General features: G+C 71.3%; 20 protein-coding genes. 11 read left to right on the top strand and 9 right to left on the bottom strand.

Going from position 1 to position 17,985, the window contains the following annotated elements:
- Positions 1-187: 187 nt before the first annotated feature.
- Positions 188-922: a tetratricopeptide repeat protein gene (locus tag IPQ09_11570; GenBank protein ID MBL0194843.1), complete on the top strand. Its 735-nt coding sequence runs from the start codon at positions 188-190 to the stop codon at positions 920-922.
- Between the two features lie 41 nt (positions 923-963).
- Complete coding sequence (locus tag IPQ09_11565; GenBank protein MBL0194842.1) at positions 964-1,485, top strand: DUF2062 domain-containing protein; 522 nt, start codon at positions 964-966, stop codon at positions 1,483-1,485.
- Here IPQ09_11565 and IPQ09_11560 read toward each other — a convergent pair.
- From IPQ09_11560 to ffh, 3 genes are all read right to left on the bottom strand, one after another.
- Entirely contained in the window at positions 1,482-2,546 is a 1,065-nt protein-coding gene (locus IPQ09_11560) for a hypothetical protein (protein ID MBL0194841.1), read from the bottom strand. The genes IPQ09_11565 and IPQ09_11560 overlap by 4 nt on opposite strands.
- A 118-nt stretch (positions 2,547-2,664) precedes the next feature.
- Positions 2,665-4,164: a carbohydrate-binding family 9-like protein gene (locus IPQ09_11555; GenBank protein ID MBL0194840.1), complete on the bottom strand. Its 1,500-nt coding sequence runs from the start codon at positions 4,162-4,164 to the stop codon at positions 2,665-2,667.
- Positions 4,161-5,858: a signal recognition particle protein gene (gene ffh / locus IPQ09_11550; GenBank protein MBL0194839.1), complete on the bottom strand. Its 1,698-nt coding sequence runs from the start codon at positions 5,856-5,858 to the stop codon at positions 4,161-4,163. The genes IPQ09_11555 and ffh overlap by 4 nt, the downstream gene beginning before the upstream one ends.
- A 492-nt stretch (positions 5,859-6,350) precedes the next feature.
- Here ffh and IPQ09_11545 point away from each other — a divergent pair, with 492 nt between their 5' ends.
- The 3 genes from IPQ09_11545 to IPQ09_11535 all read left to right on the top strand — a co-directional run bounded on the left by IPQ09_11545 (position 6,351) and on the right by IPQ09_11535 (position 8,637).
- Positions 6,351-6,785 (top strand): TerB family tellurite resistance protein, encoded by a 435-nt coding sequence (locus IPQ09_11545; GenBank protein MBL0194838.1) that lies wholly within the window; start codon positions 6,351-6,353, stop codon positions 6,783-6,785.
- 635 nt (positions 6,786-7,420) lie between these two features.
- Positions 7,421-7,825 carry a hypothetical protein gene (locus tag IPQ09_11540; GenBank protein ID MBL0194837.1) on the top strand — a complete coding sequence of 135 codons (405 nt, stop codon included), beginning with the start codon at positions 7,421-7,423 and terminating at the stop codon, positions 7,823-7,825.
- The gene (locus IPQ09_11535) at positions 7,822-8,637 is read left to right on the top strand and encodes a TatD family hydrolase (protein ID MBL0194836.1); all 816 of its coding nucleotides are present in this window, start codon (positions 7,822-7,824) and stop codon (positions 8,635-8,637) included. Before IPQ09_11540 ends, IPQ09_11535 begins: the two co-directional genes overlap by 4 nt.
- Before the next feature lie 23 nt (positions 8,638-8,660).
- On the opposite strand, the gene IPQ09_11530 is transcribed toward IPQ09_11535, so the two are convergent.
- The 3 genes from IPQ09_11530 to IPQ09_11520 all read right to left on the bottom strand — a co-directional run bounded on the left by IPQ09_11530 (position 8,661) and on the right by IPQ09_11520 (position 10,537).
- A complete protein-coding gene (locus tag IPQ09_11530) occupies positions 8,661-9,515 on the bottom strand; it encodes a lamin tail domain-containing protein (protein ID MBL0194835.1) in 855 nt (284 codons plus the stop codon).
- A gap of 279 nt (positions 9,516-9,794) precedes the next feature.
- Positions 9,795-10,382 carry a helix-turn-helix domain-containing protein gene (locus tag IPQ09_11525; protein ID MBL0194834.1) on the bottom strand — a complete coding sequence of 196 codons (588 nt, stop codon included), beginning with the start codon at positions 10,380-10,382 and terminating at the stop codon, positions 9,795-9,797.
- Positions 10,379-10,537: a hypothetical protein gene (locus IPQ09_11520; GenBank protein ID MBL0194833.1), complete on the bottom strand. Its 159-nt coding sequence runs from the start codon at positions 10,535-10,537 to the stop codon at positions 10,379-10,381. Before IPQ09_11520 ends, IPQ09_11525 begins: the two co-directional genes overlap by 4 nt.
- A gap of 514 nt (positions 10,538-11,051) precedes the next feature.
- Between IPQ09_11520 and IPQ09_11515 the strand changes: the two genes are divergently transcribed.
- Both IPQ09_11515 and IPQ09_11510 read left to right on the top strand, forming a co-directional pair.
- The gene (locus IPQ09_11515) at positions 11,052-11,312 is read left to right on the top strand and encodes an AbrB/MazE/SpoVT family DNA-binding domain-containing protein (protein MBL0194832.1); all 261 of its coding nucleotides are present in this window, start codon (positions 11,052-11,054) and stop codon (positions 11,310-11,312) included.
- Entirely contained in the window at positions 11,299-11,679 is a 381-nt protein-coding gene (locus IPQ09_11510) for a type II toxin-antitoxin system VapC family toxin (protein MBL0194831.1), read from the top strand. Before IPQ09_11515 ends, IPQ09_11510 begins: the two co-directional genes overlap by 14 nt.
- 185 nt (positions 11,680-11,864) lie before the next feature.
- On the opposite strand, the gene IPQ09_11505 is transcribed toward IPQ09_11510, so the two are convergent.
- A complete protein-coding gene (locus tag IPQ09_11505) occupies positions 11,865-12,539 on the bottom strand; it encodes a hypothetical protein (protein MBL0194830.1) in 675 nt (224 codons plus the stop codon).
- Between the two features lie 121 nt (positions 12,540-12,660).
- Between IPQ09_11505 and IPQ09_11500 the strand changes: the two genes are divergently transcribed.
- The 4 genes from IPQ09_11500 to IPQ09_11485 all read left to right on the top strand — a co-directional run bounded on the left by IPQ09_11500 (position 12,661) and on the right by IPQ09_11485 (position 16,185).
- Positions 12,661-13,647, top strand: coding sequence for a threonylcarbamoyl-AMP synthase (locus IPQ09_11500; GenBank protein ID MBL0194829.1), 987 nt, complete (start codon positions 12,661-12,663; stop codon positions 13,645-13,647).
- Positions 13,648-13,738: 91 nt separating this feature from the next.
- The gene (locus IPQ09_11495) at positions 13,739-14,137 is read left to right on the top strand and encodes a RidA family protein (GenBank protein ID MBL0194828.1); all 399 of its coding nucleotides are present in this window, start codon (positions 13,739-13,741) and stop codon (positions 14,135-14,137) included.
- A gap of 21 nt (positions 14,138-14,158) precedes the next feature.
- The gene (locus IPQ09_11490) at positions 14,159-15,037 is read left to right on the top strand and encodes an enoyl-CoA hydratase family protein (protein MBL0194827.1); all 879 of its coding nucleotides are present in this window, start codon (positions 14,159-14,161) and stop codon (positions 15,035-15,037) included.
- Positions 15,034-16,185 (top strand): acyl-CoA dehydrogenase family protein, encoded by a 1,152-nt coding sequence (locus IPQ09_11485; protein ID MBL0194826.1) that lies wholly within the window; start codon positions 15,034-15,036, stop codon positions 16,183-16,185. The genes IPQ09_11490 and IPQ09_11485 overlap by 4 nt, the downstream gene beginning before the upstream one ends.
- Positions 16,186-16,209: 24 nt before the next feature.
- Here IPQ09_11485 and IPQ09_11480 read toward each other — a convergent pair whose 3' ends face one another.
- Complete coding sequence (locus IPQ09_11480; protein MBL0194825.1) at positions 16,210-16,623, bottom strand: DUF2752 domain-containing protein; 414 nt, start codon at positions 16,621-16,623, stop codon at positions 16,210-16,212.
- Positions 16,620-17,744: a zinc ribbon domain-containing protein gene (locus IPQ09_11475; GenBank protein ID MBL0194824.1), complete on the bottom strand. Its 1,125-nt coding sequence runs from the start codon at positions 17,742-17,744 to the stop codon at positions 16,620-16,622. The genes IPQ09_11480 and IPQ09_11475 overlap by 4 nt, the downstream gene beginning before the upstream one ends.
- Positions 17,745-17,985 lie beyond the last annotated feature (241 nt).

Below are 17,985 nucleotides of genomic sequence, written 5' to 3'. Positions count from 1 at the left end.
GGGGAGGGTCGCCCACGACTCGCTGTGGTTAGCCGGGCTTCGGCCCCGTGGCAATCCCCACGCCGGGCGCCATCGGGCTGACTCCCGCGCCGACCTCGACGGAGGGGAGGAAACACACTATTCAGAGGGGGCTCTAGGCCGCGAGCGCCCAGCGCGTGGCCGAGGGGGCGAGGGGAGCGAACCAGGCATGTCCACGGGCCGCGTCAAGCAACTCATCACGCTCGGGCGAGAGCACTACGCGAAGCAGGAGTTCGAGCTCGCCGAGGGCCAGCTCCGTGAGGCCCTCGCCGAGGGCGACCGGTACGCCGATGTCCACGACATGCTCGGTGTGATCTGCCACGCGCGAGGGAATTTCGTGGCCGCCGAGCACCATTTCGAGCGCGCCCTGGAGCTGAACCCCGCTTACACCGAGGCCGCCCTGAACCTCGCCGTCACCTACAACGACCGCGGCAAGTACGACATGGCGCGCGAGGTGTACGCCAAGATCAAGGTCGCGCCGGGCGTCGACATCGAGCCGTTCGCACGCGGCAAGATCGCCAACATGCACGCCGAGGTCGGCGAGGCGTACGCGGACGCCGGAATGCTGCGGGAGGCCGTGCGCGAGTACGAGACCGCCACGAAGCTCTGCCCTGGGTTTGCCGATCTCCACGTGCGCCTCGCCGTGCTCCACCGCGAGCTCGGCGACCACCAAGGCGCGAGGCTGGCGTACGAGAGCGCGATCTCGGCCCGCGAGGGCTACGTCCCAGCCCGCATCGGCCTCGGCATCACCCTCCTATCACTCGGCGACACCGACGGCGCGGCCGCCCAGTGGCAGCGCGCGCTCGAGCTGGAGCCCGAGAGCGCCCAAGCCAAGCTCTACCTGCGCATGCTCGAGCGCACGCGCACGGCGCCGCCTCCGCCACCCTGCCCCAGCCCGGCGTGACGGAGGGGAGCGAGCCGCCGCCCGAAGGGCCCCGCCGTGGCGTGCGCGCCCGGCTGCGGGCCTTCTTCCAGCACGAAAAGGTAAAGGCAGTTTATCATCGCCTGCGCGGCGGCGAGCTCACTCCCTGGCGGACGGCCGCGAGCGTCTTCGTCGGTGTGCTCGTGGGCACGACGCCCCTCTACGGGCTACACTTCGTCCTCGTGATGGCGCTGTGTGTGCCGCTGCGCCTGGACACAGCGGTCGCGTACGTCGCCTCGAACGTCTCCCTCCCGATCTTCGCGCCCTTCATCAACATCGCCGAGGTGCAGCTCGGCGCGTGGCTCCGCACGGGCGCGTTCATCCATCTCGACCGCAAAGACTTCGAGGCGCGCGGCCCCTTCGACTACGCGCTCGAGCTCTTCCTCGGGACGCTGCTGTTCAGCCCAGCGAGCGCGACCGTGGCGGGGCTGCTCGCGTACGGAGGAACGCTCCTCGCGCGAGGGAGGCGGCGTGAGCCGAGCGCGATGAGCGCGACCGAAGCACCGGACGAATCGGTGGGCTCCGAGCCTCGCGCCCCTTCTTAGAAGCCGACCACGAACGCGGCCGTCCCGCCGAGGAGCAGCTGCGCGTCGATCGACGCGGTCTGCGGGCCCGGGTCGAAGAAGACCGCCGACGGGTCGAACGAGAGGTCAAGCGCCATGTTCGCGCCAAACACGTGCCGGAACCCAATGCGCCCGCGAATGTGCCCGGTGTTGAACAGGGTCGATGAGGCCCGATCGAGGGCGGCGTAGCGCTCGTAGCCGGGGCCGAGGCCGAGGAGGATCGCGTTCGTGCCGTAGGAGTCCAGCTTCACGCGGAGCTCCGCGCCGACCCACAGGGCGACGCCGCCGATCGCTTCGCGCGCCTTGGTGCCGAAGGCCGCGAACCCGAGCTCACCGACGAGGGTCAGGTTCGAGGTGAGCGCGTAGCGCGGGCTCACGCCCACGTTGTAGCCCACGGTCGACGGCAGAGAGCTCTTTGGGAAGCCGCGAAGCGACACGTAGAACCCGAAGGCGCCGCCGGTCCCCGTTCGGACGGACGAGGAGTCCGCCTGGTCGCGCTTCTTCACGCGGGCCGCGTAGTCGTCGTAGCTGGAGTCGTCGGCCTTGCCCTCGCCCTTGTCGCCGTCGCTACCGCCCCCTGCCTTCGCGGACGCGCCCTCGCCGTTGATCGAGAGCGACGCGGTCGCCCCGCCGCCCTTGTCGTCGTCGCGCTTCCCGCCGCCGTCCACCTGACCGCTGAGCACCTGAATGCGCTCCTCGACCGTCTTCGCGTCGGCGCCCTCGGGCCGCGCATAGAGGTAGGCGCGGTAGTCCTCGATGGCCGCGGCCGCGTGGCCGAGCTTGTCGTGGCAGGCGCCGCGATCACGCCGGAGTGTGGGCTCGATCGTAACGCGGATCGCCTCGTCGAACAGCGGCAGCGCCGCGGCGCAGTCGTCGGCGCGGGCCTTCGCGCGTGCGCGAGCCCCCGCCGAGACCGAGCCGTCGGGGGCCTGTCGAATCGTGGTCTGGGGGCCAGCTCGCTGCGCGAGGGCCGGCCCAGCGCCGACGACCGAGACCAGAACCACGGCAACCTGCAGAGAGCGATTGAACGCCGGAGCCACCATGCCAGCGAGCTTACCCGGCTTTCTGGCGAGACGTAGAATTTCCAGCGGACCTGCACAGATCAGGTCGAGGGCAGACGATCTCGGCGCAGCCGCGGCGCGCCGAGGAGGCCGCTGGCGGCTACTTCTTCTTCGCCGGAGGTGCCTTCGCGCCCGCGCGCCCAGCGTCAGGCCCGGGCGACGCGTCGGGCGCGCCCGGCCCAGCGTCTGCGGCCGCGAGCGGCGCGTCGGTCACGAAGCGAACCTTGCCGAAGCGACTCGCGCGATGGAAATTGCCCTGCCCGAGGATGGGCGACCAGGCGACCCCGCCGTTGTCCTGCATCGCGTAGAAGTTGAAGTGCCACGTGTCGCCGCTCTTCGGCGTCGGCGAAGTGCCCTCCGGGAGCCCGAACGCGTAGGCCTTCCAGGGGATGGCCACCTCCACGACGTAGCCCTCGTCCTTGTCGTCGGCCTTGTCGATCGTGCCGTTCACCACCACGGCGCTCTTCAGCTTCGGATCCCAGTCTTCGTTGCCGAACGGGCCGTAGTCGCCCCCGCGCGGCGCGTTGTAGCCCGCGAAGCGCGACCTGAAGATTTTGTTCTGCGGGTTGATCTGCAGCTCGTAGTAGCTCGCGTTGTCGCCGACCCGGTCGACCATCATCTCGACCGTGTGCCCCGTCCACAGCATGGGCTGGCCCGTCGTCGTGTGGCGCTTCGGCTGGGCCTTCGCGTCGGTGAAGCCGCCGGTCACGGCGGGGTCTCGCACCTCGAAGAGCGCGTACAGGTTCTCGTTGTCCCACGCGAGCTTCACGGAGCCGCCGAGCGGCCCGTGGTCGGCCGCGCCGGTGCCCACGTTGACGAACGCCCCGGTCGACGGCGCGGTCTTCCACGCGGCCTCGTCGCCCTTGCCGTCGACCACGATCTTCTCGCCGCGCGCGAGCTGCTTCACCTCGAGCTCGGGCACGCCCGGCGCCTTCGGCGCCACGCCCGTGCGCAGCTTCACCACGAGGGCGCGGTTCTCGCCGTCGGTGGGGCCGCTGATGATGCGCAGGCGCGCGTCGTTCTTCCAGATGCTCACGTACACGAGCGAGTCCATGCCGCGGAGCTCCGCCGGCATGCGGTAGGTCTGCTCGTCGACGTAGATCTTGCCGCGCTCCCACCGGGAGGGGCCGAAGATCTGGACGCCGTCTTTCCACTCGCGGAGCGCGCCGACGCCGTCGGCGTTGTCGGGGCGCTCGAAGCCCTCGTGCTGGATGTGCGTGGAGAGCGCCCACCCGGCCTCGATCGGGTCGTCGCAGCGCCAGTAGTAGGTGAGCTTCACCTCGGTGCCCGGCGGGGCGCTCTCGGGCTCGGCCCGGTAGCCTATGAGGTGGATTTTATTCTCGAAATTGGCGTCGAGTTTCTTCGCCGTGCTGGGCAAGGCATCGACGACGAACGACTTGAGCCGCTCTTTGTCCTCCGGGCTCTGGGTCTTCGAGCCGCCGACGCACCCCGTCGTGGCGAGCGTGGCGACCGCGACCGCCGCCGCGACCGCAGCGAGCGACGCGTACGACGCGAGGCCGAGGAGCCCGACGCGCAGGGAGGCGGCCCCGAAGGCCGACCGGGCGCGCCGCGAAGCATGCAAGACCGATGACATGCTCACCGCCGCCCCTTCTTTCGCGCGTCTTTCTCACGCTTCCGGGCCGCCTTCTTGGCGTTCTTTTCGGCGGCGCTGAGGGTCTTCATCTTGGTGAGGCTCTCCGGGTCGGCGCCCCCGAACATGTTGGGCATGCCCGGGAACCCGCCGCCCATGCCGGGGAACCCGCCCATGCCGGGCATGCCGGGGAACCCGCCCATTCCAGGCATGCCAGGCATACCGCCCATGCCGGGCATGCCGCCCATGCCGCCCATGCCGGGGAACCCGCCGGGCATCCCCCCACCGGCGGCCATCTTCTTGAGCTGCTTGGCCATCTGGAGCTGCTTGCCCCCCGGGAGCTTGCCGAGCAGACCGCCGAGGCCACCCATCCCTCCGCCCATGCCATCCATCATCTGCTTCATGAAGAGGAACTTCTGGACGAGCTCCTGCACCGCCTGCTCGGTCTGGCCGGAGCCCTTCGCCACCCGCGCCACGCGCGACGGATCGCGCACCAGGGCGTAGGGATCGTCGCGCTCGAAGCGCGTAAAGCTCTGGATCATGGCCTCGATGCGCACGAGCTCGTGGTCGTCGAGGCTCACGCCCGGCGGCACCATCTGCTCCATGCCGGGCATCTTCGCGACGATGTCGTTCAGGCTGCCCATCTTCTTGATCATGCGGATTTGGTCGAGGAAGTCGCCGAGGGTGAAGTTGCCCGAGAGCATCTTCGCCGCGTCCTCTGCGGCCTTCTTCTCGTCGATGACGCCCTGAAAGTCCTTCATGAGGCCGACGACGTCGCCCATGCCGAGCACCCGGCTCGCCATCCCTTCGGGCCGGAACTCCTCGAACTTGTCGGTGCCCTCGCCCATGCCAACGAACCGCACCGGCGCGCCGGTGACCTCCTTCACGCTGAGCGCGGCGCCGCCGCGCGCGTCGCCGTCGAGCTTGGTGAGCACGACGCCCGTGAGCGAGAGCCGATCGTGGAAGCCCTTCGAGACCTTCACCGCGTCTTGGCCGATCATGGCGTCGACCACGAGGAAGATGTTCTCCGGGGCGACGCTCTCCTTGATGTCGGCGAGCTCCTTCATGAGGGCCTCGTCGATGGCGAGGCGACCCGCGGTGTCGAAGACGATGACGTCGCAGCCCTTCGACTTCGCCTCGGCGACCGCCTTGGCGCAGATGGTGACCGGGCTCTCGCCCGGGATGTTGAACACCGGCACGCCGATGCTCTTGCCGAGCACCGTGAGCTGCTCGACGGCGGCTGGGCGCTGCATGTCGGCCGCCACGAGCAGGGGCTTCTTGCCGTCGGCCTTGAGCGACCGCGCGAGCTTGGCGCAGGTGGTGGTCTTTCCCGACCCCTGGAGGCCGACCATCATGATGCCCGTCGGCCGCCCGGAGGCGGTGGCGAACGTGATCGCCGGCGTCTCCGGCGGGGCCATGAAGGCCACGAGCTCGTCGTAGCAAATCTTCGTGAACTGATCGCCGGCCGACACCTTCATGGTCTCGCCGTCGCTGCCCTTCGCGCGGATGCGCACGACCTCGCCGAGCGCCTTCGCCTTCACGCGCGCGAGGAAGGTCTTCACCACGCCGATCTCGACGTCGGCCTCGAGGAGAGAGAGCCTCACCTCGCGGAGCGCGGTCTCGACGTTGGCCTCGGAGAGCTCTGTGAGCCCGGCGAGGCGATTCTTGGCTTGGCGAAACCCTTTGGCGATGGCGTCGAACATGGGTGCGTAGCCGTCTACCACGGCGCGGCGCCGGCGGGAACGCGCGAGGCGCGGCCCACAAACAAGAAGGTTTGACCCACGGGCCACTCGCGATCGGCTGGGCCCTGCGGGCACGTGCGTGAGCTGGGGCACGCGCGACGCGGCGGCGAGCGCGTTCGGGGGCTGAGGCTCGCGGCTGGGGCACGCGCGCGTTCGTGGGCTCGTCGACCACGCCTGCGCCCCGAGCCCCAGCCACTGCCCTCGAGCCCACGGCCTCCAGCCCCGAACGCGCTCGCCGCCGCGTCGCCCGAGCCACTGCTCCCGAGCCAAGACGGACCACACTCGCCCCCTTCGCGGGGCCCGGTGCCACCACCGCCACCGACTCTGCCCCCCGACGCCCCGGCTCCGCGACTCTGCCTCGATCCACCTGGCGGGTGAAACACACGGCCGCGCTGCGGGTGCGGCGCTCGTCCACCAGACGCGCGCGGGACCTTGTGTGTATAGTGCCCGCCCATGGTCGAACCTGCCGTGGAACTTGCCGTGGAACTTGCCAAGTATGACGCCCCCAAGCTCGAGGCGATGATCGAGACCCTCTTCCTCGCCGCCCACGCCGACGGGGAGTTCAGCGACGCCGAGCGCGCCCACTTCGCGAAGAGCGTCGACTCCCTCACCGACAACCGGCTCGCCGGCGAGCCGCTCGCGGCGCTGCTGGCGCGGATCGAGGCCGGCGTGGCCGCCTCGGGTCGCGAGGCGCGGCTCGCCGCGGTGAGAGAGCGGCTCCCCGCGGGCAAGCCCCGCGAGATCGCGCTTTCGCTCGCGATCCGACTCATGGCCTCCGACGGCATCCTCCGCACCACCGAGCGAGAGCTCATCATGGAGGCCGCCGACGCCCTCGAGGTCGATCGCGACGTCGCGGCCGACATGGTCCGCGACGCGGCGAGCGCGTAGGCCCAGGCTCGCGCCGCCGGGCAAATCGACGGGCGCGAGTTGACAGTCGTGTCGCCGCGAATCACGCTCCAGCGAGAAGAGGTGCTCGGCTCCTAGTTTCGTCCTTCGTCACGTACGGCACGTACGACCCGTACAACCCGTACGCGTTCGCCCACAGCGAGGCCCTGGCCTCGACTGCCACGACACCGCGGCCGCCCTCGCGCGCCCGCGTTGGCAAGTGGGGTGTGCGATCGAAGCGAGTCGTCGACCGGCACCGTTCCCCCCGTCGCGGGGTGGTAGGAGTGGCTCCTACGTCGGGATAGCCTCCCGAAGAGGCTCGTTCAATTCGGGCCCCCGCACCCAGCCCGTGCGCCGCGCCTGGTCGCGCCCGCGGCTCCGCCCGCAGTCTCCTCCACCTCCGCGGGCGTCTCTACGCGAGGCGACGTCCCCGCGCGCTCGTGGGCCTCCGTGCGCGCTCGGACGCGCGATCCAGCCGGCCTCGGCCGCTGGTTCAGCGTGCGACCGCGTCCGCGCACGCCCGCCACGAACGCCTCGGAGAGCTCACCATGAACTCGATTATCCCGTCTGACTCGTCGTCTATCCCCTCTGCCTCGTCGTCTATCCCCTCTGCCTCGTCGTCTATCCCCTCTGCCTCGGTGGCCTCGGCTGTCTCGTCTGCCGCGCAGGCGCGCGCGCTCCTGTCCTCGCTGCTCGACGCGCGGGCGCGGGAGTCGCGCGGACTCAAGGGCCTGCTCCGCGCGACGTGGGTGCGCCCCATGGCGGAGGAGCAGCGGCACCTCGCGCGGCTGCGGCGGCGCATCACGGATTTGTGCTTCCTTCGCGCGCAGCTGCGCGGACGCTTCCACCTCGACCGTGCGCCGCGCGAGGGCCACGCCGAGGGCCACGCCGAGGGCCATCACGAGGGCCATCACGAGGGCGTCTGGGACCGCGCGGCCTGGCACGCCGAGGTGGCGGCGCGCGTCGCTCGTGAGCTCGGCCTCCCTTGGCCAATGGAGGCGGCGGGCGCTGCGCCCCTCGCGACCGAAGGAGGTGCGGCGTGAGCCCGCTCGTGGACATCGGCGCGAACCTCACGAACAAGGCCTTCCGCGCCGATCGCGACGCTGTGCTGCGGCGCGCCTCGGCCGCCGGCGTGGGCACGGTCATCGTGACGGGCACGAGCGCCGAGAGCAGCCGGGCCGCGTGGGAGCTCGCGTCGCGGCCGCGCGACTTCGGGCCGCGTCTCTACGCGACCGCCGGCATCCACCCGCACCACGCCAGCGCCGCGGGACCGAGCGCGCTCCGCGAGCTGCGCGAGCTCTGCGAACAGCCAACCACGCGGGCCCACGTGGTCGCCGTGGGCGAGTGCGGACTCGACTACGATCGCGACTTCTCCCCGCGCGACGCCCAGCGGCGCGCCCTCGAGGCCCAGCTCGAGCTCGCGGCGGACCTGCAGCTGCCGGTGTTCCTCCACGAGCGGGCAGCGCACGCCGACTTCATGGCCATTCTCGCGCGCTACCGGCCGCGGCTCACGCGCGCGGTGGTGCACTGTTTTACCGGCGAGGCGGCTGCGCTGCGGGCCTACCTGGACCTCGACCTCCACATCGGCCTCACGGGGTGGATCTGCGACGAGCGGCGGGGCACGCACCTCCGGGGCCTGGTGGGCGGTATCCCCGCCGATCGGCTCATGCTCGAGACAGATGCACCCTACATTCTTCCGCGCGATCTGCGGCCTCGGCCGGCGTCGCACCGCAACGAGCCGGCGATGCTCCCGCACGTCCTCGCCACGGTGGCGGCCTGTCGCGGCGAGACGCCCGCGGCGCTCGCGAGCACGAGCACCGAGACCGCGCGGGCGTTCTTCGACCTTCGCGAGTGAGCGAGTGAGCGAGTGAGCACAAGTCACGGGCAGCGGGGCGCGGCTCCCGGGGACGTGGCGGTCGCCACGCAATAGAGGGCCGCGCCGGGGGTGGCCTGGTAGGTGAGCGCGCGCAGCTCGAGGCTCGTGTCGGCCGCGTCGAGGCCGAAGGTGCCGTAGGCGACGCGGACCAGGCTCGCGCCGCCGGAGACGAGCTCGATCGCTCCTGAGCTTCCATTCGCGAGCAGGACGCCGGACGACGAGGAGAGCCCGGCCCCGTACTCGTATCCAATCGCCGACGCCGGGACCCCGGCCGCGGCGCACGCCGCGCGTGAGCGCGCCAGCACGACGAAGCTGCCGGGCCGCACGACGACCGAGCTCGCGACGACGTGCGTGCGCCCGACGCCGTCCTTCAGCGTGACCCCACGGAGCTCGAGCGGATCGGCCGCGAGGCTCGCCACCTCGAACCACTCGGAGTCGGGCTGCGGCCCCGCCGGATCGAACGCGATCTCGCTCACGACCAAATCGCCGGGCACGGCCGCGCGCGCTACCACGACACTCGCGTCCGTCGGGGGCTGGACCACAGCGTCGGCCGGGCCTTCGAGGCCGCCGTCGGCCACGGCCGCGTCGACCACGACATCCGCGTCGGCGCCGGCGTCCAGGGGACTCGGGAGCAGTCCCCCGTCTGCTCCCCCGTCAACTTCCCCCGCGGCGGCGGCCCAAGGACCGGACGAGGGCGGCGGCGCAGAGACTGGAAGGCGCGGATCCTCGGAGGGGAGCCCCGCGGAGGCGGGCGCGTCGTCGCTCACGGGACCGTAGGCGCAGGCGGTGATCCCAAGCAGCGCGAGGGCGACGGGGGCGACGAGGGCGACGAGGCGAGAAGCATTGCGGTGCGTCATGGCGGCGTATGTCGCGCGCCAAAGCGTCACGCCGATGAACGTCGTGAAACGATCGTGCGCCCTTGGGCGGGACTCCCTCGGTGCGCAGGCCGTCCGAAGAAGCGATTCGTCGCGACGACGGACTCCGTGCACGACGACCCGATCGCGCCGAACCTGCTTCAGCGCGACTTCACGACCGAGGCACCGAACCAGGTCTGGGCGACGGACGTGACCGCCATCTGGACGCGCGTGGGCTGGGTGTATCTCGCGGCCCGCGAAGGCAGCGCGTTCGCAGTCTTTTTAGGCCGCCGGGGCCTTACTCGGCGACTTCGCGACCTTCGCCTTCGCCGCTACCCGACGTGTCCTCTGGCTCGACGCCGGAACCCTCGTCCCCTTCTCCAGCGACATCCGCTCCCCCTTTAGCGTGAACACCACGTCTACCTCCCCACCAAGCGCCTTCACGTACCTCCTCATCGTCGACCAGCGAAAGTCCGGCGCTCTCTCGAAGCTCGCGATCGTCGGCTGCGACACCCCCATCGCTTCCGCAAGCTCCACCTGCGACTTGCCCGCACGCTTGCGAAGCTCGCGGACCCGCACCGCCAGCATGTTCCGCTCCACATCCTCCACGCTCTTCGGACGCTCCAGACCGTGCGCAAGCGCGTACGTCGCCTCCGCCGCCGTGTCGATGTTCCCGGGCCACGTCAGCGCTCCGAAGTCCACGTACACTTTTGCAAACTGCTTCTTGTCGACCAGCGGCGCGAGCAGTCCCTTCAGCTTCCCATCATAGTCCGCAATACCGCTCGAGCCGTCCGAAAACGTGACCCGAACCCGATAGCCACTCCCGCCGCGCATATACGCCGCTTCCACCACCTTCAGATTCGCCTTCATTTGTTTCCTAGCTCCTTCCAGTACTTCGCCAGGCAACTCGCGTTCGCCACTACCCACACTCGACTCATCTTCCGGGTCGCCTTGTCGAGTGCTCCCACTACAATCGTACCGTCCAGTGCCATCGACGCCTCCTGCTCCCCGGCGTACACGTGCACGTGCGGCGGTCAATGGTCGTCTCCGTACATGTAGACCGCGATGTTTCCGGTCAAGGTCGCTACGCGAGGCATCGCACAGTTATAGCCTTTCGTCACTATATTGTCCAGGTTATCTGAGGTGCGTACTAACGGCTCCTGGATTGGCGACGCTCGACCTCGAGAGACGGCGGCGCTTCGGCCTCCTCGCAATCGGCAGCGTCCGCCCAGGACCAGCCGCGACTCGGCCAAGCCGGGCCCATCCCTCGCTGGAACCGGCGGTTTCTGTCGCTTCCTCTCCGGGCGCCTCGCGCACGGTCTTCGCCACCTCAACCTCCCGAAGATCGGCAACGCAGTAGGTGTTGGCGCACCCTCCCATCCGGGAGCGTCTGGCGGCGCCAGCATGACTCCGACGTCAAGGGGGTCGGCGACGGAGTAGGCCCCCTTCCGGGTCTGCAGCGCCTCGCGCTCGCTCGCTGCGACGACCGCGGAGCGACGCCTCCTTGCCTCGCCTTCATTACCGTGGTACTTGCTCCGTATGAAGCTCGCGCAGTCCAAGCTCACCGCTCAAGGACAGATATCGGTCCCCTCCGAGGTACGCAAGCGCCTCGCCCTTGTCTCCGGCTCCGTGCTCGAGTGGGACATCGAAGACGATCGGATCACCGTCCGCCGCGCCGGCCGACATACCTCCGAGGAACTTCACCGTACTCTCTTCCTCACCGCTCCTGAGCCCCGCTCCCTCGATGAGCTCAAGAGCGGCATCAGGTCCCACTTGCGAGCGCGCCATGCGCGCGGTTGACACCAACGTTCTTGTCCGGCTCCTCGCTCGCGACGACCCCCATCAACTCGCCGCTGCCGAGTCGTTCGTGCAGGCGGGTGCCTGGATCTCTCATCTTGTTCTCATGGAGGCTGTCTGGGTCCTTGATTCTGTCTATGCCATCAAGGCACCTCAACTCGCTGCTGGCCTCGCGCTACTCTTGGATCACCAAACCTTGGTCATTCAAGATGCCGATGTCGTCGCCTCCGCTCTCGCTCACTTTCGTGCTCACCCCAAGCTCGGCTTCTCCGACTGCCTTATCCTCTCCGTTGCACTCAGAGCTGGCCATTTCCCCCTCGGAACCTTTGACCGACGGCTCAGCAAACTTCCCGGCACCCAGAAGCTCTGACCGCAGATTGAATGCCTCACGAAGGTCTGCGCAGGCAGCCTTCATGCCAGCGCAGGTCTGCGCCTACCTGTTCCAGCGCGCCGTTCCAGCGCCCTGCAAACGGGTCGCCCCAGTGCAAGAACGGCGGGCCTGGTCTGCCTGTCCCGCGTTTGCACCGCGGGCCGCGCGTCTCCGCGGCTCGAGGGTCAGCGCTCCACGATCTGAACCGCGAACGCGCCACGCCCCGTGCCGACCGACACGAGCACGGTCGCGTCGTCGTCCGCGTCGAAGCACACCTTCCCCGAAGCGGGCACCGCGACCTCCGGGCCCTCGACCGCGTAGGCCCCTTGGCTATCGCGCAAGAGCACCACCACGTCCTGCAGCGCGGGCTCGTGGGCGACGAGCAGCCGGTAACATTGCCCCTTCTTCGCGCGGAAAGGCCATGATTTCGCTGACTCACCGTCGCCGAGCGTGCCCGCCAGCAGCGGCCCGGAGGGGCGAAGACTGCACGCCTCCGCGAGCTGCTTCAGCGCGGACGCCGGCGCCGCGGCGTTCGCAGCGCGGGTCTCGGGGCAGGCGGCCGCAGGATCGGGCATCACGCGCGCGCGTGCGGAGCCGCGAACCCCCATGGGAGGGACGGGCAGCGCAGCGGGCAGGCCCGAGGGCAGCGGCGTGGGGGCCGCGACCGCGCTCGCCGGGGCGGACCCCGAAGCCGCAGGCGCGAGCACGGGCGCCACGGTGGGCTTCGGCCCGCACGCGAGCGCGACGGACATGACGCCGGCGCCGACCGCGACGAGCGAGCCGAACGCCTGAGCGCTCGGAGGCCCACCCGTGCGTGCGCAGCGAGAGACGGACCGCGGGAGACTCGAGGGCGTGCGCATGGGCCGACCTTACCAGCGGGCGGCAGCGCGCGACAGATGGAGCGCGGACGGGTCGCAGGCCTCCCGCCGGTGTGACGCTCCGGCTCGGGCGTCCCGCCTCGTTTCGCGCTATGGAGCGGCGATGCCGCGCGTGCTGCCCGCCCTCGAGCCCGAGTCGATCGCGCTCGCGGCGCGCCTCCTCCGCGCGGGGGAGCTCGTCGCCTTCCCCACGGAGACCGTCTACGGCCTCGGGGCGCGCGCCCTCGATCCAGTGCATACTGCACGCATCTTCGCGGCCAAGGGGCGCCCGACCACGCACCCGCTCATCGCCCACGTCGACGGGCCGGCGATGGCGCGCGAGCTCGTCGCCTCGTGGGGCCCCGCGGCCGAAGCGCTCGCCGCGGCCTTCTGGCCCGGCCCCCTGACGCTCGTCCTCGAGCGCGCGAGCCACGTGCCCTCCGGGGTGGCCGGCGGAGGCACATCGATCGCCGTCCGCGTCCCGGGCCACCCCTGCGCGCTCGCGCTGATCCGAGCGCTGGGCGAGCCCATCGCGGCGCCGAGCGCCAACCGGTACCAGGGGCTGAGCCCCACGCTCGCCGCCCACGTCGTCCGGTCGCTCGGAGACGCCGTCGCGCTCGTGCTCGACGGCGGGCCCTGCGAGGCGGGCGTAGAGTCGACCGTGGTAGACGTGCGCTCCCCGACCGCGCGCGTGCTCCGGCCCGGCGCCGTCCCGCTCGACGCGCTCGCGGCGGTGTGGCCCGTCACGCGGGCCGAGGGCCCGCAGCTCGCGGCCGGCGAGCGCGCCTCCCCCGGGCTCGACGCGAAGCACTACGCGCCCCGGGCCCGGCTCCTGCTCTGCGCCCGAGGCACGCTCGGCGCGCAGGTGGCCGACCAGCTCGCGCGCGGCGTCGACGCGGTCGGAGCGCTCGTCACGGAGGGCTCGTCGAGCCCCCCGGGCGCGCGGCTCGAGCGGCTCGACGCCACCCCCACGGGCTACGCGCACGGGCTGTTCGCGGCCCTCCACCGGCTCGACGAGGCGGGCGTGTCCGTCGTGCTCGCCGAGGCCGTCCCCGACACGGACGCGTGGGCCGCCGTCCGCGACCGCCTGACGCGCGCCGCGTCGCACTAGCCTCGCCGCCGAGGTCCACCGGCCCGGCGCGAATTGTCCTAGGCCCTCGCGCCGCGCGGTTATGCTGGCGCCTCGTTCGGAGGAGGAGCCCATGCCGTCGAAGAAGATCACGCCGCCCAACTTCCCGAAGCCGCGCGGCTACGCCCACGCGATCCTCTCGCAGGGTCGGCATTTGCACCTCTCGGGCCAGATAGCGTGGGACGCCAACGCCCGCATCGTCAGCACCGACTTCGCGACCCAGTTTCTGCAAGCGCTCGACAACCTCATCGCCGTCGTCCGCGCCGCGGGTGGCGGCACCGAGCACATCGTCAAGCTCCTTGTCTTCGTCACCGATCTGGAGGCCTATCGCGCCGCGACGAAGGCCATCGGCGAGGGGTGGCGCGGGCGGCTCGGCAAGCACTACCCGGCGATGAGCCTGGTCAAGGTCGCGGGCCTCCTCGAGCCCGGCGCGCTGGTCGAGATCGAGGGCGTGGCGGTGCTCCCCGACTGACCGAGCCCCGGAGGCGATTCCATGCATCTTACAGCAAAAGGCTTCCTGCTCGCGCACGACGAGGCGACGGGCGTCACCACCGTCACCTTGAACCGCCCGGCGACCCTGAACTCGCTCACCTTCGAGATCTATCGAGAGCTCACCGACACCTTCGCGGCGCTCGACGCCGAGCCGGAGGTGCGGGCCGTGGTGCTCACGGGCGAGGGGCGCGCCTTCTGCTCCGGGGGCGACGTGGAGACCATCATCGGAGAGCTCTTCTCGCGCGACATGCGCGGGCTCGTGGAGTTCACGCGGATCACGGGCGCGCTCATCCGCAACATGCGCGCGCTGCGTCGGCCCGTCGTCGCCGCCGTGAACGGCATCTGCGTAGGCGCAGGGGCGGTCATGGCGCTCGCCGCCGACTTCCGGATCGCCGCCGACACCGCGCGCTTCGGGTTCATCTTCCCCAAGGTCGGCCTCTCGGGCGCGGACATGGGCGCGGCCTACCTGCTGCCGCGGGTGATAGGCCTCGGGCGCGCCAGCGAGCTCTTGTTCTTGGGCGATCTGGTCGGCGCGGAGGAGGCCTTCCGTATCGGCCTCGCGACGCGCGTGGTGCCGGAGGCCGAGTGCCTCGCCGCCGCGACCCAGCTCGCCGAGCGGCTCGCCTCGGGTCCGGCGTTCGCGCACGCGATGACCAAGCAGATGCTCGAGAGCGAGGCGACGATGTCGCTCGATCAGGCCATCGAGGCCGAGGCGCAGGCGCAGGCGATCTGCATGCAGCACCCGGACTTCCGCGCCGCCTACGACGCGTGGGTGAAGAAGGAGCCCACCGTCTTTGAGGGCTCCAAGCGGGCCTTTCAAGCGAAACCGGCAGCGAAACCGGCGGCAACTCCGGCGGCGGCACCGCAGGCCAAGCGGTGAGGCCGCTCGGCATCTCCGCGTTCTGCCACGAGCCGGGTCTCCAGGCGCTCGCCGCAGAGCTCCCCGCGCGCGTGGGCGACCTGTCCCCCCTCGATCACGAGCCCTTCGGCGCCGTCGCAGCCCTGACGCGAAAGGGCCTCTTCGCGCACGTCGTGCCCGAGGCCCACGGCGGCGCGGAGTCGCCCACGGGCCGGCCCGACGCGCTCGACGTGCGCGCGCTCTGCCTCGTGCGCGAGGCCCTCGGGTACAGCTCGCCGGTCGCCGACGGCATCCTCGCGGTGCAGGGGCTCGGCTCCTACCCGCTGCTCCTCACGGGCGACTTCGAGGGCCGCGCGCGGCTCCTTGGCGAGGTCGCGAAGGGCGAGCGAGTCGGCGCCTTCGCGCTCACCGAGCCGGAGGCTGGGAGCGACGTGGCTTCCCTGCGGACGGTGGCCGCGCGCGAGGGCGACGAGTGGCTCTTGACGGGCGAGAAGGCCTTCATCTCGAATGTTGGAATCGCGAATCATTACATAGTCTTCGCCAACGCCGATCCGGCCGCCGGCAAGCGCGGAATCTCGGCGTTCCTGGTCGACGCGCGCGCCGTCGGGATCGAGCTCTCTCCGATGCCGGTGTCGGGCGGCCACCCGCTCGGCCGCCTCGTGCTCGAGCGCTGCCCAGGGCGCCTGCTCGGCGAGGTGGGGCACGGCCTGCGCACGGCCCTCGGCACGCTCGACGTGTTCCGCACGTCGGTGGGCGCGGCGGCGTGCGGGATGGCCGCGCGCGCGCTCGACGAGGCCCTCGACCACGTTCGCTCGCGCACGCAGTTCGGCAAGCGGCTCGCCGACTTCCAGCTCACCCAGGCGGCGCTCGCCGAGATGCTGACCGACCTGGAAGCGTCGCGGCTGCTGGTGTACCGCGCGGCCCACGCCAAGGACACGGGCGATCCCGACGCGAGCCTCCACGTCGCCATGGCGAAGCTCCACGCGACCGAGGCGGCGCAGCGCGTCGTCGACCGCGCGGTGCAGCTGCACGGCGGCCGCGGCGTGCTCACGGGGTCCGTCGTCGAGCAGCTGAGCCGGGACGTGCGCCCGCTCCGCATCTACGAGGGGACCTCGGAGATCCAGAAGCTCATCGTGGGCGGCGCGCTGGCGAAGGCGCCGGGCAGCTGAGACGCGGCCGCGGCGTCGAGCGCCTCACGGCGGACAGGGTCCGCCGAAGAGCCCCGCGAACCGGGCGAGCCACACGGCGAGGGTCGCCGCGAACACCACGTACGAGCCCCGCCGAAAGAAGGGGCGCTGCATCGTGGTCGCGAAGGTCCCGAGCCGCAGGTGGCCCAGGATCTCGGACGCGACCAGGGCCGCGCACCAAGGCCCCAGCCCGAGCACGAGGGGGTGCATGCGGAGCGCGGCCCACACCTCCCCGTGGAAGAGGAGATGCACCGCCCGAGTCATGCCGCAACCCGGGCATGGGATGCCCAGGGCCGCGCGCACGGGACAGTCCAAAGGGAGCACCCCGGACGCGACCACGGCCACGAGAAGCACGAGCCCGACGGGCGGCCCGTACCGACTCCGCGCGGGCCGCGGCTCGACGTCCGGCCCCGCGGTCAGCTGCGAAGGACCGCGCTGACGACGCCGCCGAGCAGACCGACACCGATGCCGACCGCCGCCAGGATCGTGGAGAGCTTGGCCTTCTGCTGGGCCGTCGCGAGATCGCCCATTTTCTGGGCGTTCTTGGCCTGGATGGCCAACACGAGCCCGCCGATGCCGAGCAGCGTGCCGAGGCCGCAGCAGAACAGCGAGACCACGCTGAGCACGAGGGGGAGCGTGGTGTTCACGTCGCCCGCGGGCACCATCCCGCCGCCGCCGCCGCCAGGAGCGCCGCCACCGAAGCCCTGCTGGCCGCCCATGTTCGGGTCGCCCATGCCGGGCGCGCCCATGCCCATCCCCGGGCCGCCCATGCCGGGCGCGCTCATGCCCATTCCCATTCCGGGGGCCCCCATGCCCGGGCCGCCCATGCCCATGCCTGGGCCGCCCATGCCCATGTCGGGGCCCATGCCGGGACCGCCCGCGCCGCCGAACGGCTGAGCGCCAAACGCTTGCTGGGCCTGCTGTTGCTCAGCCTGCGCAAAATTCTGTTGGAACTGACCGAACCCGGGGTCGAAGGCGGGCTCCGGCTGCGGGGCGGGCGCCCCAAACCCTTGCGGGGGCATCTGGCCGCCCATCGCGCCGGGATCGGCGGGAGCCGGCGCTCCCCAGGGGGCCGGCGCGGCCGCCTGAGAGGGCTGCCCGTAGCCCATGTCGGCGCCGGGCACCGCATAGCCACCGAGCTGGGTCTGCATCTTGGGCGCTCCGGCCGGGGCGCCCCCGGGGGCACCCCCACCGCCCCCGTACGGCGCGCCGACGCCCATGGCCGCCGCGTCGGGGAGCGCGAACGTCGCGCCCAGCGGGTTCGCGGGAGGCTCGGGCGAATGCAATTGCGGCGGCGCGGGCGCCGCGCCCATCGAGGGCGGCGCGACGCCGACCATCGTCCCCTTCAGCTTGGCCGGAGCACCGGGTCGGGCGGCGCCCACAGCGCCGGGACCCGGGCCCGGAGGCGGGGCTCCCAGGCCCTCCGCCATCATCATGGTGCCCTTGAACTTCTGGGGGGCGGCCGCCTTGAGCGCGAAGCCACACTTCACACAGTTCGGGGCATTTTCGGGGTTTTGGTTCCCGCAGTTGGGGCAGAACATCGATCCTCCAGCACGCGTCACGCGGCGTCTTCCGCACGAGCCGCAAACAGAAATCAGGCGCGGGTCGCTCGGCGAGCGGCACCCCTCGGCGTGAGGATATCTCCCCACACCGCCGATCCTCAAGTCCCTCGCCTCTTTTTTGCGCACTCACACACACTTCTGCGCACACACCCTTCCTGAGCCCGTCCCGCACCCTGTGGACGGCGCCGCGCGGGCTGCGCCGGGGCGGCGCGCGCATCCC

The sequence above is a fragment of the Myxococcales bacterium genome (assembly GCA_016720545.1).
In the GTDB taxonomy this organism is placed as follows: domain Bacteria; phylum Myxococcota_A; class Polyangia; order Polyangiales; family Polyangiaceae; genus JAAFHV01.
The sequence above is the reverse complement of the archived record's forward strand: the minus strand, read 5'-3'. Positions and strand labels throughout refer to the sequence as shown.

What these genes read in the sequence shown, in the direction of transcription:
- IPQ09_11570 (MBL0194843.1), top strand. Translation starts at nt 188, where the DNA reads ATGTCCACGGGCCGCGTCAAGCAACTCATCACGCTCGGGCGAGAGCAC.
- IPQ09_11560 (MBL0194841.1), bottom strand. Translation starts at nt 2,546, where the DNA reads ATGGTGGCTCCGGCGTTCAATCGCTCTCTGCAGGTTGCCGTGGTTCTG.
- ffh (MBL0194839.1), bottom strand. Translation starts at nt 5,858, where the DNA reads ATGTTCGACGCCATCGCCAAAGGGTTTCGCCAAGCCAAGAATCGCCTC.
- IPQ09_11545 (MBL0194838.1), top strand. Translation starts at nt 6,351, where the DNA reads ATGGTCGAACCTGCCGTGGAACTTGCCGTGGAACTTGCCAAGTATGAC.
- IPQ09_11530 (MBL0194835.1), bottom strand. Translation starts at nt 9,515, where the DNA reads ATGACGCACCGCAATGCTTCTCGCCTCGTCGCCCTCGTCGCCCCCGTC.
- IPQ09_11525 (MBL0194834.1), bottom strand. Translation starts at nt 10,382, where the DNA reads ATGAAGGCGAATCTGAAGGTGGTGGAAGCGGCGTATATGCGCGGCGGG.
- IPQ09_11515 (MBL0194832.1), top strand. Translation starts at nt 11,052, where the DNA reads ATGAAGCTCGCGCAGTCCAAGCTCACCGCTCAAGGACAGATATCGGTC.
- IPQ09_11510 (MBL0194831.1), top strand. Translation starts at nt 11,299, where the DNA reads ATGCGCGCGGTTGACACCAACGTTCTTGTCCGGCTCCTCGCTCGCGAC.
- IPQ09_11505 (MBL0194830.1), bottom strand. Translation starts at nt 12,539, where the DNA reads ATGCGCACGCCCTCGAGTCTCCCGCGGTCCGTCTCTCGCTGCGCACGC.
- IPQ09_11500 (MBL0194829.1), top strand. Translation starts at nt 12,661, where the DNA reads ATGCCGCGCGTGCTGCCCGCCCTCGAGCCCGAGTCGATCGCGCTCGCG.
- IPQ09_11495 (MBL0194828.1), top strand. Translation starts at nt 13,739, where the DNA reads ATGCCGTCGAAGAAGATCACGCCGCCCAACTTCCCGAAGCCGCGCGGC.
- IPQ09_11490 (MBL0194827.1), top strand. Translation starts at nt 14,159, where the DNA reads ATGCATCTTACAGCAAAAGGCTTCCTGCTCGCGCACGACGAGGCGACG.
- IPQ09_11475 (MBL0194824.1), bottom strand. Translation starts at nt 17,744, where the DNA reads ATGTTCTGCCCCAACTGCGGGAACCAAAACCCCGAAAATGCCCCGAAC.